Below are 16,982 nucleotides of genomic sequence, written 5' to 3'. Positions count from 1 at the left end.
CAATGCATTGTGAAACGACCAGTTGACCTTTGCGTTAAGGTGACTAGGTAAGACCAGACGCAACAAGAGAGAGGATTGCCCATGTCCGTAACCCTGCCAGACCTGCCTTATGCGCAGGATGCCCTTGAACCCCACATTTCTGCCAACACCCTGTCTTTCCATTATGGCAAGCACCACCAGGCCTATGTGGACAATCTCAACAAGATGATTGCCGGCACACCCCATGACGGTGCCAGCCTTGAAGCGATTGTCACAGAAAGTGCCATCAATTCAGACATGCAGGGCGTATTCAATAACGCTGCCCAGATCTGGAATCACACTTTTTACTGGCACTCCATGAGCGCCAATGGCGGCGGCAAGCCAACGGGCAAAATTGCCGAACTGATCGACCGCGATTTTGGCTCATATGATGAATTCAAATCTGCTTTTGCCGCAGCGGGCGCAACACAGTTTGGCTCCGGCTGGGCCTGGCTGGTACTGAAAGGCGAAAAGCTGGAAGTGCGCAAGACAGCCAATGCTGACACCCCCCTGACGGAAATTGGTGTCACCCCGCTTCTGACCATGGATGTCTGGGAACACGCCTACTATCTCGATTTCCAGAACAAGCGCCCGGCCTATATCGAGACATTCCTCGATAAACTTGTGAACTGGGACTTTGCCAACCAGAATCTGGCGGCCGCCTGACGGCTTTCTGCCATCACTGACATGACTGACATGCCAAACCCCGGCCACGTGCCGGGGTTTTTTATGCCCGGTGATCGCCGCGCCCTGCCTGCGCCCAAAAATATCTGTAAAGCCTCCTTGACAACCCAGCCTGTAAAGCCCACTTTACATCCAGTCTTGCCGAAGAAGAAGTGTGGGGCGGGCAAAAAGGAGATAAACGGATGATTTACAGTTTTTTGAAGACAACAGGCGTCAGCCTTGTGGCACTGGCGGCCAGCGGCACTTTTGCCGCAACGGCAGAAGAGATGGAAACAACAGCGCCCGATCCGGCCATCTGGTCGGTGAGTGACGCGGATACCACCATCTATCTGTTCGGCACCGTACATATTCTGCAAAAGGATGTTGCCTGGCGCAATGAGGCGTTCAACACCGCATGGGAAAGTGCTGATACGGTCTATTTCGAGACAGACATTTCAGCCGAAGCACAGGCCGCCTTGCAGCCCCTGATATTTGAACTGGGCCTCAACCCGGAAGGCACAACCTTGTCGTCCTTCTTCACCGAAGAAGAACTCGCCCTGATTGAAACAGAAGCAACGCCGCTTGGCCTGCCCCTGTCCAGCCTGCAACCCTTCCGGCCCTGGCTCGCCAGCCTGACCATTGGCGTCATGCGCATTGTCGCCGATGGCGGTGATCCGGAGGCTGGCCTTGAAATGATTCTCGGCAAGGAAGCCGTCGCGGACGAAAAGAACCTGCGCTTCTTCGAAACCGGCGAGCAGCAACTGCGCTTCTTCGCGGACCTGCCGGACGAGATGATGGCTGACATGCTGATTGAGGGCATTCAGCAGACGAATGACTTCCCGAATTTCTTCAACGATATGGTCAGCGCCTGGCAGGCCGGGGACATGGACCGGCTTGGTGACATGATCAACGGGGCCATGCAGAGCAGCGATGGCACCATCGCTGATGTGCTGCTGTATAAGCGCAATGCCAACTGGGCTGACACGCTGGAAACTGTGCTGAATGAAGAAGCAGGCACATTCTTCGTCGCCGTTGGCGCCGGTCACCTCGCGGGGGAAAAATCCCTGCAGGACTATCTGGCCGAAAAGGGCATCGAGGCCGAGCGCCTGTAGGAGGGTCCGACGCTCACCACAGGTCCGGGTTGTAACAAACCCGCCTTGCCACGGCTTGTCCGTAGCACCCACCTCCCGCCGGTCGATGTCATGACTGGATAAATTTTATAACAGTACCCCCCCGGATCGCTGAAAAGCAGTCCGGGTTTTTTGTTTCATGGCATCAGAATTTCTGGTAAATTGGGTTATGATCTTAAAGGAAATGCCTCTTATCAAAGCGACTGCCAAGCTTGGCGCGCACCCTCAATGGGTCTTTGCGAATACACTTATCAGCGGCATGATCGGTTCTTTAATGGTCGCTGTTTTCGGCGCAACAGCAGCCATGTTCGTAGCCGGATTTTTGACCGATGACGGACGGCATCTTTTTCTTGTTCTCGCCCAAGGTGTCGCCTGGGGACTCGGTTTGGCCAGTCTGATATTTCTGGCGCAGGCCATCTCTTATTTGAAGATGGAAGATCGAGACGAAGCAAGAGCCCGAATGAGCGTCATCTATGGCGGCTTCACCGGCATAGCACTGATTGTTTTCTCATTGATTTTGATATGGGTCTTCTTTGAAGAACAATTATCTCAAATAGGACCAGTGGTTCCAAAGGCAGGATAGTTATTACTAAATCTGATCACCATCCGCCCTGACCGAATAAACACCCGTTACAGTCATCACATATAGCTCCCCTCGAAAAATATCAGAGAACGACTTACCCTTGGTACGCCCGCCCTTCCAAAAAAAGAAATTGGTTATTTTCCTTGAAACGGTCTTATACGGATGAAAAATTGAATGTATTATGACCATTCACCTCCTCATCTTCACCACCGAACCTCCCCAGCGAGGTTGATCTGTAGGTCTCATTAATGCCAACATGCTTTGCTAGTACCCCGACGCTGACTTTAGGTGATAACTGCCATGAAACTCCAGCGCGTGCCTCATAGATGGCAAGATATTCATCTTCATCAAAGACGATAGGCCCCACAGTATCCGCAAACTGGGATTGATTCTTTCTGTCTGTAGCTATACCAAAATTGTCAAAATAATCTATGGAATACCCAACACCTGCTCCGATAAAAGGTCTGAGTTTCTTCCCTGCGCGGGCAACATAATCAGCCGTCAACATCACATTTGTCATGTTCTCTGTTCCTGACACCTTGAATGGCTCCACAAAAACTTCGTTCAGTTGAGGGATGAAAGTAAAGTTTGTGCGTTCTTCAAGATGCAGTTTACTCTCTTCTACAGCCAATCCAAGACGAAGCCTTCGCAACGGCCAATATCCAATATTGAAGCCAAATACTTCACCATAATCATAACTTGTTGTACTTGTGAGAAATTCGTCGAATATCTGCCCTTGAGAGGCATCGCGATCGTAGGGATGATTAATTCCTAACTCAAATCCGACATCCCATTTTTCCGAAGACCAAGCTGGCGTCAACAGACCGAACCCAACAATAGATATAGTGCAAACTACCCTCAGCATGAATTTATCACACTTCAATATTTACTAAAATCTTATAGTAGGGGCAGTGAATAAGCAAACCTGATCAAGGTAGAGTATTTGGCATCTGGCATATCCGATATAATATGTTGACTTTGTATTTTTTTTGTTCTATATAAGATCTGGATTATACTCGCAACGAGAAACCCATGCCTTATTCACTAAACCCGCACAGCCAGACCGCCCCGCGTTCTTTGAACGCAGACGCTGCGGCCATAGCGATGCGCGCGCACCCCCGGGGGGAGAGGGCGAAAACTTTTATCAAAACTGTGGCAGATCCTGCTACGCCAGCCAGACGCAACGCAAAGACGAGAAGAACAGGTACTTACGCCCTCAGGTCGCCGCTTTGCTGTTGCAGCTCCACGCCCAACGCATCTGTCACGGTTTTCGCGATCTGCGGGGCGTTCAACGCGGCCATTTCATACATCCGGGCAGGTGACGCCTGATCCTGGAAAATATCCGGCAGGGTCATGGTGCGGATTTTCACGCCGCTATCCAGAAGACCTTCGCGGGCAAGGAAATGCAGCACAAAAGCCCCAAAGCCGCCGACAGAGCCTTCCTCCACGGTCACCACAACTTCATGATGGGCAACAAGCTGGCGGATCAGTGCTTCATCCAATGGTTTGGCAAAACGGGCATCTGCCACTGTCGTGGAGAGCCCTTGCGCGGCCAGCATGTCAGCGGCGCGGTGACATTCAGACAGTCGGCCCCCAAGGCTGAGCAGGGCGACACTGGTCCCTTCACGGACGATACGGCCCTTGCCGAATTCAAGGAACTGCGGCGTTTCCGGCAGCTCAAGACCAACACCTTCGCCGCGCGGGAAGCGGAAGGCAATCGGGCCACCATCATAAAGGGCTGCCGTATGCGTCATATGAGTCAATTCAGCCTCGTCCCCTGCGGCCATGATGACCATGTTGGGCAAGCACCCGAGATAGGCAAGGTCATAGGCGCCGGCATGGGTCGCGCCATCAGCGCCGACCAGACCGGCACGGTCCATCGGGAAGCGGACAGGCAGGTTCTGCAGGGCAACATCATGCACAACGGAATCATACGCGCGCTGAAGGAATGTCGAATAGATCGCCGCAAACGGCTTCATGCCTTCCGCGGCAAGGCCGGCAGCGAACGTGACCGCATGTTGCTCGGCGATCCCCACATCATAGGTCCGGTCAGGGAATTCTTCCATGAACTTGTCGATGCCGGTGCCGCCGGGCATCGCCGCCGTGATGCCGACAATCTTATCGTCATTTTTCGCATTGGCGATCAGTTGTCTGGCGAACACGGACGTATAGGACGGGGCATTGCCCTTGGCCTTGTGCTGTTTGCCGCTGATGACATCGAATTTGGCAACGCCGTGATATTTGTCTGCGGAGGATTCCGCCGGGGCATACCCCTTGCCCTTTTGTGTTACCACATGCACGAGCACTGGCCCGGTTTCCATATCGCGCACATTTTCCAGAACCGGAATCAGGTGATTCATGTCATGGCCATCAATCGGGCCGACATAATAAAAACCAAGCTCTTCAAACAGGGTACCGCCCTGCACCATGCCGCGCGAAAATTCTTCTGCCTTCGCCGCGCTTTTATAAAGGGCTTTTGGCAACTTCTTGACCAGCTGTTTGGCAAAATTGCGGAAGCCCTGATAAACACCGGACGAACTCATCCGCGCGAGATAGGCACTCATCGCGCCAACCGGCGGCGCAATGGACATGTCATTGTCGTTGAGGATGACAATCAGCCGTTTGCCGAGATCACCGGCATTGTTCATCGCCTCATAGGCCATGCCGGCAGACATGGACCCGTCACCAATGACCGCGATGACGTTGTTGTCGTCCCCGCGCATGTCGCTGGCCACCGCCATGCCAAGAGCCGCAGAAATGGATGTCGCAGCGTGTGCCGCGCCAAAAGGATCGTACTCACTTTCACTGCGCTTGGTGAAACCGGACAAACCTTCTTCCTGACGCAGGGTGCGAATGCGCTCTCGCCGCCCGGTGATAATTTTGTGCGGATAGCACTGATGGCCCACATCCCAGATCAGCTTGTCCTTGGGCGTGTCGAACAGATAATGCAGCGCGACCGTCAACTCGATCACCCCAAGCCCGGCCCCGAGATGCCCGCCGGTCGTGGAAACAGCGTCGATAACTTCATCACGCAACTCGTCAGCCACCTGCCGCAGCTGGCCGACCTCCATCTTGCGCAGGTCTTCGGGATAAGTGATCTGGTCCAGAAGGGGGGTGTCTACAGCCATGTAAAAAACTCTCTTTGGGCATTGTGCGCTTATTGTGAGGCGTCGCGCGCATCTACGGCACAATAATGACTGCGCTGCGATAAGACAATGATTTCTCTAAGATTTAGGGGTTACGGGTTTTCAGGCAACTTGCGTGCATCGGCCTGACGACAGGTCAGTCAAAGCGTGCAGGTTCCGCTTTGGGCTCGCCATTTTCATCGAGAATAATTTTCTCGACTTTCTCGCGGGCAGATTTGAGGCGCGCTTCACAATGGGCTTTCAGCGCGGCACCACGCTCATAAAGGGTAATGGACTCTTCCAGCGGCGCATTGCCGCTTTCCAGTTTCTGGACAATTTCTTCGAGCTCGCCAAGCGCATCCTCGAACGATTTTTTTGCGATGTCTTTATGATCCGCCATCCGGCCTGTTCTTTCTTCTGTTTTTATTTCGCGGCTTGCGTCGCTGGTTGCGACCGGTTGGCCGCAGCCTGCGGGGCGCTCATTTCATACGCGCGCCATGACCAGTAATTGTTGCGCCGCTGGTGATCGACCTTGTCCCATTTGCGCCGCTTGCGCATGTGAGAGTCGATCATCCAGTTGAGATACCCATGGGCACACAGGACCACGTCACCTTCACCGGCAAGATCAATCAGCCGGTCTGCAATCATCCGCACGCGCTGCCAGGCAGCACTGTGGTTCTCCGCCCCGTCCGGCGCAAAACCGAAAAACCAGAAAGTGCGCGAAACCACCCCCCAGGTCCCGGGCCGCAAGCGCAGGAAAGGCACCGGCGGGGGCGGCAGCGGCGCTTCAACGAAAAGGGAGTCCTGGGGCACAACGCGCCCCTCCTCCACAATCATACTGGCAGTCTCGATCGCGCGCGGCATGGTTGAGCAGATAATATGCGTGGCATGTTCGGTTGCTTTCAACAGAGAGTCCGGCGGCTGCTCCGCTGGGTCGAGACCGCTGCGATTATATTGCGCCCACCAGTCCCCGTATTCACGGGCTGTGATACGCACATCCCGCGAGATATCCGGCTTGCCATGCCGCACTGTTATAATTCTACCGACCATCGGGCCATGGAATTAACCGATTTACGGTTAGCTGGCGAGGGCTTTCACGTGCGCAGCCGCACTTTTTGCCAACGCCTCCAGATCATACCCGCCTTCCAGAAATGACACGATCCGGCCCTGAGACTGCGCAGCCGCCACAGCCCTTATCTCCTGTGTGACCCAGGCAAAATCGTCCTCGACGAGATTGAGGCCGCCCAGCGGATCAGCCGCATGGGCATCGAAGCCAGCGGAAATGATAATGAAATCAGGGTCAAAGTCCGAGAGCGCCGGGAGCAAATTTTCTCCCCAGACGCGCCGGAAGGCATTCCCCGCCTCCCCGTTTTGGAGCGTTGCGTTGTGGATATGACCGAAAACGCCTGTGTCTGCTTCGCGCCCTGTGCCCGGATAATGTGGCCACTGGTGAGAGGAGGCAAAGAAGACATTTTCCTTATCCCAGAATATGGCCTGGGTGCCATTGCCGTGATGTACATCGAAATCAACCACGGCGACCCGCTCACAGCCATGGGCCGCCTGAGCGTGCAAGGCAGCAATGGCAGCAGAATTGAAGACGCAAAACCCCATTGCCCGGTCCTGCTCTGCATGGTGACCGGGCGGGCGGGCCGCCACAAACGCATTATCCGCCCTGCCCGCCATGATTTCATCAATAGCAGCAACACCGGCACCAGCCGCACGGCGCGTGGCAGAAAGCGAATGCATCCCCATCCAGGTATCGGGATCAAGCTGGATGATACGCTCAGCAGAAGGGGCGGCATCCCGCACGATCTGCGCGAATGGCTCAGGGTGGGCGAGCGCTATACGATCCCAGGCAACTTCCTGTGCCTCTTGGCGCTGAAGATGATCGAATGCAGGCGCAGCCAGTGCATCGCGTACATAGGCATATCGCGCCTGCCGCTCCGGGTGGCCCGCGGGCACTTCATGATTTTCGAAATCGTTATGGCTGTAGAGAAGCGTGGTCATTCAACTGCCTGCCTGTTCGTACAAGGTGCATATTCGATATTCAGCACATCAACAACAGGCGGCACCGCAAAGCGAACCGGGATACCACCCAGACCTGTGCCGGAAGAGACAAAAATGTTGCCCCGACGCTTTTCGGCAAAGCCATAACGATGCACATCGCAGGCGAAAGTCAGGGCGCAGGTGAGAACCGGAAGCAGGACCTGCCCGCCATGGGTATGGCCTGACACCATCAGGTCAAAGGCAGGCAGGCGACGCCGCTCATACAGAACATCCGGATTATGCTGTAAAGCAATCACAAGATCAGCAGGCGTCTCTGGCAGGGCCGCATTAACCGGTTTCTGATCGCGCTGGGCAGTCCAGTGATCACGCATGCCAATGATGCGAATAATATCATCCCCATGCGGCACATCCATATTGCGCCCGTCCAGCACCACGATCCCTGCCCGCGTCAAAACACGGGTCAAGGGGGCGATGACATCAGGGCCTTTTTTCAACCCTGCATCATGGTTGCCCATGACGGCAAAAGTCGGCACCTGCAATTTTGCCATGGGCGCAAAGACATCGGCGATTTCTTCCTCGGGCAGATAATAGGTAAAATCCCCGGGGATGAACACCATGTCCGCCCCAAGGCCGTTGATCCGGCGCACGACGCGCGGCACCGGCATCACATTGCCAAAAATGCCCGTCTGCGGATCAGCCCAAACAGCTGCCCGCAAACTGCCCTCACCTGCGGCGCATAACTGCACCTCATGCTCGCGGGTCAACAGAATGCGCGGCTCAACAAACCGGGCGTAAGCCAGAACAGATATTCCGAGCAAAAACAGACCTGCTGCGCCCTTGAACTTTCGCCCGCTGAAACGACCCCTCTCACGAAACAACAGCCAGATCAGGAAAGGAGTAACGAGAAAATATACATAGCTTGCATGATAGATGAACAACATTAAATCAGTCATGGCCTCGCCTCAAGGTCAGCCAAAAAGTCATCTACAACAGGCGGCAGTGCAAAACCTGGCTCAGTGAGCAAACCCACATTTTGACGCTGCAAATTCCCACTGAATGTCAACACGATATCCTTACGGACAATGCCCTGCAGTCGCGTCATCCCGAACCGCGTGCGATCCACAACCATGCGGGCCTCAAACGGAAAGCTGTCAGGATACGGCTCAAAAAATGGTGACGCCTCCGGAAAGACAATCTCGATCTCTGCCTCACCTGTTATGCCTTTCATGGTCATGTCGCCTGAGACGATGGCCGTTTTTTCACCGGTCATCTGCATGGTATAACCATGGAAGTGACCCGTCGGATGTTGCTCAAGCGCAAACCAGTCCGGCCCGGTTACATCAATCGGCGGCTCGCGCTCGGGATTGAAACTGGTCATGTCCACCACCCCCAGAAAATCAATCACCGAAGGGGCGCGCTCATCAAAAGCGAAAAACGCTTCGAACCGGTCAAAGCTGCCGGTCACCGTTGAAAACGGCATATGTCTGACAGTGAAACCAACATGGGTATCTTCGGGCTGCAACCGATAGAGTTGCACCGGCTCAGGCAAGGCCTCTTCTGGAGCTTCCGGCTGCTGCATGGCAGCCGAGGCCGAGGCGTTTATCATCAGCACACTTATCAAGAGCACATGGTTCAAAAAACGCAACGTCATTTGTCTATACCTGGCCCATCTTTACCCGGCTCAACCTTGCCATGGCATGAAATGTTTGGACAGTTTCAATCCCTGCCCCTGATAATTCGAGGCCATATCCTGACCGTAAAGTTTTTCCGGCGTACCGCACAATCTCTCATAAACCAGTCTTGCCACCAGTTGACCATCCTCAAGCACAAACGGGGCATCATGCCCCCGCACTTCCAGCACTGCCCGGGAGCCTGCATCATCCTGCCCCTCCCAACCGAAACCGGGATCGAAGAAACCGGCATAATGGGCCCGAAACTCGCCAACAAGCGGATCAATCGCCACCATCTCAGCCGCCAGATCCGGTGGAATACGAAGCCATTCCTTTGACGCGAGAATGTAGAATTCATCCGGATCAAGAATGAGGTGTGGGTCGGCGCGCGCAAAAATCGGCTCCCAGTAATCTGCCGGATCTAGCGCCCCGATCTGGTCTACATCGATCAAGCCCGCATGACGCCTGGCCCTGTAGCCGATCACATCACCTTCAGCACCTGACAACTGTACCGTCAGGCGCAAGCCTTGAGCAATGCGTCCGGTATGCGACACAAGCGGCGTTGCTGCATGGCGCGTGGCAAGGTCAGCATCATCTAACAGAACCTGCCCGCGTTTCAGGCGCAACTGGTTCAGCGAAGACCCAGCACGCGCAAGAATTGAGAACGTCTTTGGACTGATTTCAGCATATAGCTTGCCATGGTAGCCGGCTGGCACCTGCTCAAAAGCAGTACCCTGATCCGTTACGAGGCGCACAAAAACATCAATCCGGCCTGTGGAGCTTTTAGGGTTTGCAAAGGCCGAGACATCCTGCGGCAACTGCAACCGCTCACGCAATTCGACCAGATAAACGCAGCCACGTTCCAGAACAGCACCTTCACGCAGGTTCAGTTCATGCATGAACAAACGCCCGGACAGGCAATCTGAGACGTTTCGCGTCGCCCCCGGCAGGAAGGATGCGCGCACACGCCAGGCGCGCTCCCCGAGCGTGAGATCAAGACTGGCAGGCTGAACCTGACGGGTCGAGGCCGCACCAGCGAGCTGAATTACGTTCTCGGCAACTGCTGCCTGCAAGGCCGCGGCGGTGAACACGCCCTGAGTGTTTGACTGAATAGACATGCGCTGACCTTAGCGGCGATTCCTGCAACTGGAAGCGTTTCCTTGTGATGTGCCTTGCACCAGTCGGGCGACACACACGCGATAATTATCAGCTTGCTGCTTGCCGAGTACAGTCCGGGTCGCTATTTTTCTTGCTGTTTGAGATTTAGTATAGCAGGGCAGTTGCCATGTACGAGAACGAAACGCGCGGTATTCGCATTTCCGTCGAACCGGATTACCTTGAAGACCAGTCAGAACCTTATGACGATCATTACGTCTGGGCCTACACAATCCGTATCGACAATACGTCAAGCGATGTTGTCCAGCTTAAAACGCGCCACTGGCGCATTACAGATGCGGATGGTCGCACGGAAGTTGTCAACGGGGATGGCGTCGTTGGTGAGCAGCCAATGCTTTTTCCCGGCGATGTGTTTGAATATACATCCGGCGCGCCACTGACCACGCCCTCTGGCTTGATGGTTGGCAGCTATGGCATGGAAACCATGACGGGCGAGCATTTTGAAGCTGTCATTCCGGCCTTTTCCCTCGATAGCCCTCACGAGTTGCGCCAGATCAACTAGCAACTGTGTGGCACCATTCACTTTATTGACCTCTTCCCCGGTTAGAGTCATGGCTTTGCAATGATCAATCTCAGGCCGGTCTTCCTCATAATGGGTCTGCTGACAGCTGGTCTTGGCGTTGCCATGCTGGTGCCGCTGATCGCCGACCTGCTGCAGGATGACCCGTTACGTCGGCAGGACTGGCGGGGCTTTGCCGCCGCCGCCGTTCTCTCCCTGCTTTTCGGGGTCACAGCCGCAACCGCAAGTTGGGGGCGCATTGAACGCATTGATGTTCGTCAGGGCTTTCTGATTACCTCGCTCAGCTGGCTTGTACTGGTCTTCTTTGCCTCCCTACCGTTCTCAATGGGAGAATATGATCTCAGCGTGACCGATGCCTTCTTCGAGGCCATGTCAGGACTGACCACAACCGGCTCAACAGTCATCAGTGATCTTGATGAGGCCCCGAAAGGGCTATTGCTGTGGCGGTCCATCCTGCAATGGATCGGCGGGATCGGCATTGTCATCATGGCCATCGCCATTCTGCCAATGCTGTCTATTGGGGGGATGCAGCTTTTCCGGCTGGAAAGCTCTGACACATCAGACAAGATTTTGCCCGGCGCATCCCAGATCGCAACAGCCATCACCATGATCTATCTGGTCTTCACGGCGCTTTGCTTTTTTGCGTATTGGCTCATGGGCATGAATGCGTTTGATGCGATCAATCATGCAATGACCACCATCGCGACGGGTGGCTTTTCCACTCATGATGATTCCTTTGGCTATTTCCTGACTGACCCGGATATCGTCGGCCCGGTTGACCTCGTTTGTGTACTGTTCATGTGCCTTGGCTCACTACCGTTTGGTCTGTACCTGTTGGCCGTGCGAGGACAATGGACAGCGGCATTTTCTGACAGCCAGGCCAGGTTTTTCCTCCTCATCGCCTGCATATTCGTGACGATCATGATGTTGCTGATCTTTTTCGAATTCAAATATGACCTCTTTACCGCGACCCGCCTTTCAGCCTTCAACGTCATCTCGATCATGACCGGCACAGGTTATGCCAGCACGGATTACTGGCTGTGGGGCACCTTCGCCCATGGCTTTTTCTTCTGTGTCATGTTTGTTGGCGGCTGCGCGGGCTCCACCTCCTGCGGCCTTAAAGTATTCCGCCTGCAGGTCGTCTTTGCGGCTTTGTCGATTTACAGCAAGCGGCTGATTTTTCCCAATGGGGTTTTTATCGCCCGTTATAATGGCCGACCGCTGACAGATGAAGTTTTCATCTCCGTTTTCAGTTTCTTCTTCGTTTATTTTGCCATCTTCGCGACAGTTGCTGTTATCCTGTCCATGTTTCAGCTGGACCCGGTGACGGCACTTTCCGCGGCAGGGACAGCTATTGCCAATGTCGGTCCGGGTCTGGGCGAAACGGTCGGCCCCACAGGCAATTTCCAGAGCCTGCCCGACGGGGCGAAATGGACCATGTCAGCGGCCATGTTACTCGGCCGGCTTGAAATCTTCACCGTACTGGTATTACTGGCACCCAGCTTCTGGCGAAATTAAAGCCTGAAGCGGATATGTTGAGATCCTGGAAACCAGTCTTAACAGAAGATTAAATAATCTGTAGGGCGACTTTATACAGATACCATCTCTTTACCCTATTTTTATCTCAATGCGCCAGATTGCAGGTTGATCAAGCCGTACGGGCAAACCAGTGTTGTTGAGAACATCCGGAATAACCAACTTTGTGAACAGCCTGTTTGGCCAGTTGATATTACTGGTCATCTCGCTGCTCAGTATCTTGACGGTATCTCTGGCGCTCTACAATTCCTATCTGCTCTCCCGTGAAGAAGCCCTCGCGCTTTATGATACGGCAATTGACAATACTGATTTTGTCGCCCGCAACATTGAAACACAACTGGCCAGCGATAATCTCAACGCGGTCAGTAACGTCCTGAAACTTTTGTCCACGCGCAAGAATATTAGCCATGCAGAGGTTATTGACGCATCACAAACCTATCGTATTACAGACAACCCGTATGGCGATCACACGTTCGAAGGTCCGTTATCCGTCGAAGTGCTTGGCATCCTCAAAGGGGCTAACCGAACGGTTGTCCACGGTGACCTTAATCTCGAAATATATGAACCGCTGCTCGTCAACGGAAACATCATCGGTGTTTTGACAGTAATGGTTGAGCGCCAGGACTACTGGCTGATTACGGCATCCAACCTGAGCCATTATATGCTTGCTGGCATGCCGGTTGTCATATTTGGCTGTCTTCTGGTTTTCCTGCTTGCGGGCAGAATATCTCGCCCTGTGCACACTCTTGCCCGTCGCGCGCACTCCGTTTCTGAAGGCTTTCTTGATACGGACATACCCATCGCCGGGACCACCGAGACGAGGCAACTGGGCCTTGCCCTCCAGCAAATGCTGGACCGCCTGTCGGTCAGTCTTGATGATACCAAGGCTTATGCGGAGGAAGCCCGTAAAGCTGCTGTAAACGCCGAAATGGCTTCCCGGGCCAAGTCCGAGTTCCTGGCAAATATGAGCCACGAAATTCGCACACCAATGAATGGAGTAATCGGCATATCCGAAATACTCCTCAAGACGGACCTTGACCAGAAGCAGAAAGAACTGGCCGAAATAATACTTTCTTCCGGCACCAGTCTTGTCACCATTATCAATGATATTCTCGATTTCTCCAAGATCGAGGCCGGTAAGATGTCTCTGGTCCCCGAACCCTTTAACCTGCGCACCTCTATTCAGGATGTCATGGCGATAGTCTCCACCCGTGCCCGGGAGAAGGATATTGAGCTGCTGGTTGAATATGACCCGGCATTGCCGGAGGGCTTTAGTGGCGATGGCGGGCGTATCCGTCAGGTCATCACCAATCTGGTTGGCAACGCGGTCAAGTTTACCGATCGCGGGCATGTCGCCGTGCGCGTTACGGGTAGTGTTGTTGACGCGAATGCAAATCTGAGAATTGAAGTCGAGGACACGGGCATCGGCATCGCGCCAAGCAAGATCGAGCGCATGTTCGAGCAGTTTGAGCAGGCCGACAACACAAGCACCCGCAAATATCAGGGAACGGGCATCGGCCTTGCCATATCCCGCAGTCTTGTCGAATTGATGGATGGTAACATTGGGGCACAGAGCATTTTGAACAATGGCTCGACATTCTGGTTCGAACTGACGCTGCCCGTGGATGAGAGCATCGCGTCAGGGCGCTATGATGCGGCCGTCACGCTGGAAGGTCTGCACGTTCTCATTGTCGATGACAATGCCGATAACCGACGTATCCTGATTGATCAGACGGCAAGCTGGGGCATAAGCGCCGTTGCAGCTGCCAATGCCGGCGAAGGACTGGAAGCCGTCGCACGCCAGCACCAGACCGGCACGCCGTTCGATCTCATCATTACAGATTACAATATGCCAGGACCCAACGGGGTTAAGTTTACCCAGAAACTCCGGTCTGGCGATACACCCTTTGCCGGCCCTGTGCTGATGCTCTCATCCCTGAGCGAGCGCTCGGAAGCGAGTTCCGGCGCACGCGACCTGTTCGACATGTGGCTGACAAAACCTGCCCGCGCTTCACAGCTGATGGATGCGATCAGCGCCAGTCTCTATAATCGCGGCATTAGCGGCCTCAACAGAGCCCGCACGAAACTACGCGCCGCCAGCCCTCCTGCCGAGAGCACCGAGGCAACAGGCCCGGCACCCAAAAAACTGAATATCCTGATCGCTGAAGATAATGTGGTAAACCAGATGGTCATCAAGACCATGCTGCAGACCCTCAACGCCGACGTGCGCCTTGCTGACAATGGCAAGCTTGCTGTGGAGGCCTTCCAGCAGCAGAAACCTGACATCATCATCATGGATGTTTCCATGCCGGAAATGGACGGCCTAGAGGCAACCCGGATGATCCGCCGCCTTGAACAGGAAAGCAATGAAGCCAGAGTGCCAATTATTGCCGCCACAGCCCATGTGATGGAACAGGACCAGCGCCGCTGTATGGACAGCGGTATGGATGCTGTCGTCACAAAACCGATCAAACAGGCGCTGATTATGGAAACCATCGGCAAATGGACAGGTTTACAGGCGGCGAGTACTCCTCAAAAACAGGCTGGCTAGCCAGCCTCAGGCAATCCGCAGCCACACCCATCCAAAGTGTCCTTTGGGCCATTGACCTTTAGGGCAAATATCAAATGATTACATGGCCTTGAAGGCCAAGCTAAGGCTTCCGTAACCATGTTCCTTTACGTATAACGCACAGAACCTTGGTGGGAGTGTTGCGAGAGCAGCATTAAATATAGTGGACAGTCAACAGAGTACAGACGGGCAACAACATTCAGCCCTGCAACCGGACCTGGTACCGGAAATCAAGTCAGCAAAGCGTGTTTTCTGGCGTTATGTACGTGGTGCACTGGGCTTTACGGTGGCAGTCAATCTGTTGTTGCTGGTCGCACCGATGTATATGTTGCAGATCTATGACCGGGTGCTCACCTCAGGTTCTGTCGAGACGCTGATCGTCCTCACCTTCATCGCTGTCTTCCTGCTTCTCATGTATGTGGCCGCTGAAGGCGGGCGCAAGCGCGTGCTTGCCAATGCCGGCAAGGAATTCGGTGAAACGCTTGACCGCGTATCCCTGCGCGCCGGTTTCCATAATTCCCGCATGCCCCCTGCGGCCATCATCCAGAATGTCGGCAATCTGTCGCGCGCCCAAAGCTTCCTGATCAATGGCACAATCTCGCCAATGCTGGACGCGCCGTTCGCGCCGCTGTTTTTGCTCATCCTGTTCGCCATTCACTGGTCTCTTGGTGTGTTTGGCCTGGCTGGCGCCATAGTCCTGCTGGGTATCGCCCTGTTCACGGACTCGACCTCCAAGAAGTCTGTTGAAGATGCCGCGCAACAGGAAAACGCTGCCCAGACCATGCTCGCACATACAGTGCGGCAACGTGCTGCGATTGTCAGTATGGGGATGGGAGACCGAATTATCGACCGCTGGCAGGAAAAGCGTCAGGGGGCGATTACAGAAAGTCTGCGCTCGGTCAATTCCAGCAATTTCCTCAGCGCCACATCCCGTTCTTTCCGGCAGATTCTGCAGGTAGGCATCCTAGGTGCCGCTGCTGCCCTGGCTCTGCAACAACTGATCTCGCCCGGCGCTATCATTGCCGCCTCAATCATCATGGGCCGCGGCCTTGCACCTATTGACCAGGCCGTTGGCATGTGGCGCCAGATGATCCGTGCCCAGCAATCATGGCTGGACCTGAAAAAATATGTCGCCGCAGGAATGACGTCTGAAATGCTCAAGGAAGGTGAGAAGGTTACAAAAATGCCGCGCCCTTCTCCCATTCTGAAACTGGAAGAGTTTTCAGTGGCAGCGCCGGGTGCGCAGAAGCCCCTGCTGCCGAAACTGACATTTGAACTGCAGCGCGGCGCGATTGTTGCGCTTTTGGGGCCAAGCGGTTGCGGCAAGACATCGCTGATGCAAACGCTTGCCGGTGCCTGGCTTCCCGCCCATGGTACCGCGCGTCTTGGCAATCGCGATATTCATACCTGGAATTCAGAAGACCGGGGCCGCTATGTTGGCTATCTGCCACAGCATGTGGAACTGCTGACCGGCTCAGTTTTTGAAAACATTTCGCGCTTCACAGATCCTGATACGGACCTCGTTTATGAAGCAGCCCGCCGCGCCGGATGCCATGACGTTATCCTGGGCCTGCCGGAGGGCTATGATACCCAGATCGGCGAACATGGTGCACACCTTTCAGCCGGTCAGCGCCAGAGCGTTGGTCTTGCCCGCGCCTTTTTCGACAATCCTGTAATGATGTTGCTGGATGAACCAACAGCGCATCTTGACTCGACCATGGTCGGAGCCTTTTTGCAACAGATTGCGCGCCTCTCCAAAATCCCTGAGGCTGATCGGGACAGCCTGTATATCATTGCGACACATGATGTAAGGATTATCAATGCAGCCGACCGCGTTCTGGTGATACAGAATGGTAAAGTCGGCCTGATGCCGCGTGACGAATATTTACGCAAGATCAGTGATCTGAACCAGAAACGGGCCCAGCTCAATCCGCCTTCCCAAGGTGGTACGGGGCCGGGGCAAAACGACTAAGAACAGTAACAGG

At 54.5% G+C, this 16,982-nt stretch carries 15 protein-coding genes; 7 read left to right on the top strand and 8 right to left on the bottom strand.

Features of this window, described 5'->3' with window-relative positions:
* The first annotated feature begins 81 nt into the window (after positions 1-81).
* The 3 genes from RAL90_RS00445 (at position 82) to RAL90_RS00435 (ending at position 2,394) form a co-directional block, all read left to right on the top strand.
* Positions 82-684 (top strand): superoxide dismutase, encoded by a 603-nt coding sequence (locus RAL90_RS00445; protein WP_306252566.1) that lies wholly within the window; start codon positions 82-84, stop codon positions 682-684.
* 200 nt (positions 685-884) lie between these two features.
* Entirely contained in the window at positions 885-1,793 is a 909-nt protein-coding gene (locus RAL90_RS00440; RefSeq protein ID WP_306252565.1) for a TraB/GumN family protein, read from the top strand.
* A gap of 157 nt (positions 1,794-1,950) precedes the next feature.
* The gene (locus RAL90_RS00435) at positions 1,951-2,394 is read left to right on the top strand and encodes a hypothetical protein (protein ID WP_306252564.1); all 444 of its coding nucleotides are present in this window, start codon (positions 1,951-1,953) and stop codon (positions 2,392-2,394) included.
* A 154-nt stretch (positions 2,395-2,548) separates the two neighbouring features.
* On the opposite strand, the gene RAL90_RS00430 is transcribed toward RAL90_RS00435, so the two are convergent.
* The 8 genes from RAL90_RS00430 to RAL90_RS00395 form a co-directional block, all read right to left on the bottom strand.
* Positions 2,549-3,259, bottom strand: a complete 711-nt coding sequence (locus RAL90_RS00430; RefSeq protein ID WP_306252563.1) for a hypothetical protein — start codon at positions 3,257-3,259, stop codon at positions 2,549-2,551.
* A 343-nt stretch (positions 3,260-3,602) separates the two neighbouring features.
* Complete coding sequence (gene dxs / locus RAL90_RS00425; RefSeq protein ID WP_306252562.1) at positions 3,603-5,522, bottom strand: 1-deoxy-D-xylulose-5-phosphate synthase; 1,920 nt, start codon at positions 5,520-5,522, stop codon at positions 3,603-3,605.
* A gap of 154 nt (positions 5,523-5,676) precedes the next feature.
* Positions 5,677-5,919, bottom strand: a complete 243-nt coding sequence (locus RAL90_RS00420; protein ID WP_306252561.1) for an exodeoxyribonuclease VII small subunit — start codon at positions 5,917-5,919, stop codon at positions 5,677-5,679.
* Positions 5,920-5,942: 23 nt separating this feature from the next.
* Positions 5,943-6,569, bottom strand: coding sequence for a histidine phosphatase family protein (locus RAL90_RS00415; protein ID WP_306252560.1), 627 nt, complete (start codon positions 6,567-6,569; stop codon positions 5,943-5,945).
* Positions 6,570-6,596: 27 nt separating this feature from the next.
* The gene (locus RAL90_RS00410) at positions 6,597-7,526 is read right to left on the bottom strand and encodes a histone deacetylase family protein (RefSeq protein WP_306252559.1); all 930 of its coding nucleotides are present in this window, start codon (positions 7,524-7,526) and stop codon (positions 6,597-6,599) included.
* The gene (locus RAL90_RS00405; protein WP_306252558.1) at positions 7,523-8,479 is read right to left on the bottom strand and encodes a metallophosphoesterase; all 957 of its coding nucleotides are present in this window, start codon (positions 8,477-8,479) and stop codon (positions 7,523-7,525) included. The genes RAL90_RS00410 and RAL90_RS00405 overlap by 4 nt, the downstream gene beginning before the upstream one ends.
* The gene (locus tag RAL90_RS00400) at positions 8,476-9,177 is read right to left on the bottom strand and encodes a YceI family protein (RefSeq protein WP_306252557.1); all 702 of its coding nucleotides are present in this window, start codon (positions 9,175-9,177) and stop codon (positions 8,476-8,478) included. Before RAL90_RS00400 ends, RAL90_RS00405 begins: the two co-directional genes overlap by 4 nt.
* A gap of 30 nt (positions 9,178-9,207) precedes the next feature.
* Positions 9,208-10,314: a 2'-deoxycytidine 5'-triphosphate deaminase gene (locus tag RAL90_RS00395; protein WP_306252556.1), complete on the bottom strand. Its 1,107-nt coding sequence runs from the start codon at positions 10,312-10,314 to the stop codon at positions 9,208-9,210.
* A gap of 167 nt (positions 10,315-10,481) precedes the next feature.
* Here RAL90_RS00395 and apaG point away from each other — a divergent pair, with 167 nt between their 5' ends.
* From apaG to RAL90_RS00375, 4 genes are all read left to right on the top strand, one after another.
* Complete coding sequence (apaG, locus tag RAL90_RS00390; RefSeq protein ID WP_306252555.1) at positions 10,482-10,874, top strand: Co2+/Mg2+ efflux protein ApaG; 393 nt, start codon at positions 10,482-10,484, stop codon at positions 10,872-10,874.
* Positions 10,875-10,934: 60 nt separating this feature from the next.
* The gene (locus RAL90_RS00385; RefSeq protein ID WP_306252554.1) at positions 10,935-12,410 is read left to right on the top strand and encodes a TrkH family potassium uptake protein; all 1,476 of its coding nucleotides are present in this window, start codon (positions 10,935-10,937) and stop codon (positions 12,408-12,410) included.
* 184 nt (positions 12,411-12,594) lie between these two features.
* A complete protein-coding gene (locus RAL90_RS00380; RefSeq protein ID WP_306252553.1) occupies positions 12,595-14,979 on the top strand; it encodes a hybrid sensor histidine kinase/response regulator in 2,385 nt (794 codons plus the stop codon).
* A gap of 181 nt (positions 14,980-15,160) precedes the next feature.
* Positions 15,161-16,969, top strand: coding sequence for a type I secretion system permease/ATPase (locus tag RAL90_RS00375; protein ID WP_306252552.1), 1,809 nt, complete (start codon positions 15,161-15,163; stop codon positions 16,967-16,969).
* Positions 16,970-16,982: the final 13 nt, after the last annotated feature.

Source organism: Parvularcula sp. IMCC14364 (assembly GCF_030758415.1).
GTDB lineage: Bacteria > Pseudomonadota > Alphaproteobacteria > Caulobacterales > Parvularculaceae > Aquisalinus.
Note: the sequence above shows the minus strand (reverse complement) of the source record. Positions and strands in the feature narration are given on the sequence as shown.

Bases quoted from the DNA above. Each gene is read 5' to 3' on its own strand.
- RAL90_RS00445 (WP_306252566.1), top strand. From the start codon at position 82: ATGTCCGTAACCCTGCCAGACCTGCCTTATGCGCAGGATGCCCTTGAA.
- RAL90_RS00440 (WP_306252565.1), top strand. From the start codon at position 885: ATGATTTACAGTTTTTTGAAGACAACAGGCGTCAGCCTTGTGGCACTG.
- RAL90_RS00435 (WP_306252564.1), top strand. From the start codon at position 1,951: ATGGCATCAGAATTTCTGGTAAATTGGGTTATGATCTTAAAGGAAATG.
- RAL90_RS00430 (WP_306252563.1), bottom strand. From the start codon at position 3,259: ATGCTGAGGGTAGTTTGCACTATATCTATTGTTGGGTTCGGTCTGTTG.
- dxs (WP_306252562.1), bottom strand. From the start codon at position 5,522: ATGGCTGTAGACACCCCCCTTCTGGACCAGATCACTTATCCCGAAGAC.
- RAL90_RS00420 (WP_306252561.1), bottom strand. From the start codon at position 5,919: ATGGCGGATCATAAAGACATCGCAAAAAAATCGTTCGAGGATGCGCTT.
- RAL90_RS00415 (WP_306252560.1), bottom strand. From the start codon at position 6,569: ATGGTCGGTAGAATTATAACAGTGCGGCATGGCAAGCCGGATATCTCG.
- RAL90_RS00410 (WP_306252559.1), bottom strand. From the start codon at position 7,526: ATGACCACGCTTCTCTACAGCCATAACGATTTCGAAAATCATGAAGTG.
- RAL90_RS00405 (WP_306252558.1), bottom strand. From the start codon at position 8,479: ATGACTGATTTAATGTTGTTCATCTATCATGCAAGCTATGTATATTTT.
- RAL90_RS00400 (WP_306252557.1), bottom strand. From the start codon at position 9,177: ATGACGTTGCGTTTTTTGAACCATGTGCTCTTGATAAGTGTGCTGATG.
- RAL90_RS00395 (WP_306252556.1), bottom strand. From the start codon at position 10,314: ATGTCTATTCAGTCAAACACTCAGGGCGTGTTCACCGCCGCGGCCTTG.
- apaG (WP_306252555.1), top strand. From the start codon at position 10,482: ATGTACGAGAACGAAACGCGCGGTATTCGCATTTCCGTCGAACCGGAT.
- RAL90_RS00385 (WP_306252554.1), top strand. From the start codon at position 10,935: ATGATCAATCTCAGGCCGGTCTTCCTCATAATGGGTCTGCTGACAGCT.